Annotated in this window: 2 protein-coding genes; both read right to left on the minus strand. The window is 72.0% G+C overall.

Features of this window, described 5'->3' with window-relative positions; translation table 11 throughout:
* Nucleotides 1–354, minus strand: a 354-nt coding sequence (locus AC5RV2_RS18345) for a FadR/GntR family transcriptional regulator (RefSeq protein ID WP_494093517.1), incomplete at its 3' end; no start/stop codon positions are given.
* Between the two features lie 111 nt (nucleotides 355–465).
* Nucleotides 466–1,029: GNAT family N-acetyltransferase (locus AC5RV2_RS18350; RefSeq protein ID WP_494093518.1), on the minus strand; the 564-nt coding region annotated here is incomplete at its 5' end.

The following is a 1,029-nucleotide window of genomic DNA, read 5'->3' on the forward strand; positions in this document are numbered from 1 at the left end:
GGTGCGGCGGAGGGCAGCCAGCGCGGCGGCCCCGGATTCGACCAGGCGCCGCACTTCGAGCAGCTGCCGCGAGGCGGCGGAGTCGCTCAGGCTGTGCGCCGCGGCGCGGACGATGGCTTCGACCGAGGTCCACTTCCCGGGTGGATTGATGAACGTGCCGCGGCCCCGCTGGATGCTGATCACGTTCATCGCCCGCAGCATGGTGAGGGCCTCCCGGACGGTCAGCCGGCTGACCTGCGACCGGGCGGCGATTTCGGCTTCGGTCGGCAGCGCGTCGCCGGGAGCCATGCGGCCGGCGATAATCTGCTCCAGCAGGTCTTCCGCCACCATGTCAACCAGCGTCCTGCGTTCCATCGGCCCTCCCGCCACACCCGGCAGCATGCCGGCGCGCTGACATCGTAACCGCCGCTGCCGGTTACCGGCGCGTAGCATCGACGCGCCGGCGACACGCCCCGACTCACGCCGTCATACAGCGCCGCCCGGGCTCGTCCCCCCGGCCTGCGGCCCCGGACCCAGCTTCTTCTGCCAGGCGGCCTCGTACCCCGCCGGAGCGAAGCCGAGGGCGATGTTGATGTCCAGCATGTGGCTGTTTTCATCGGCGTTCCAGGTGTAGAGCCGGCGCCCCTGCGGCCACGCTTCCGCCACCCGCTGCAGGTTGCGGGCCTTGATCCACAGGCCCAGGCTGTGGCCACGGTGGGCCCGCAGCACCAGCGTGTCCTCCTGGAAGACCACCTCGGGCTGCTCCGGGAAGAATTCCAGCACGGTATGGCCCACCAGCCGGCCGCTGGGCACATGCCGGGCCGCGACCACCAGGCAGCGGCCGCCCTTGCGCCGCAGCTCTTCCTCCTGGTGGCGGACCCGGGCGGCGTCCCACGCTTCTTCCTCGTAGTCGAGTTCACCCAGCGGGACGTCCGTGCTCATCCGCTGCCGCAGGGCCGCGTACTGGTCCACGCAGTCCGGCGGGCAGCTGTCGGCCCACTCCACCAGCCGGTAGTCCGCACCGGCCTTGCGGGCAGCCGCCGCCGCGTG

The sequence above is a fragment of the Arthrobacter sp. Y3225116 genome (assembly GCF_059091245.1).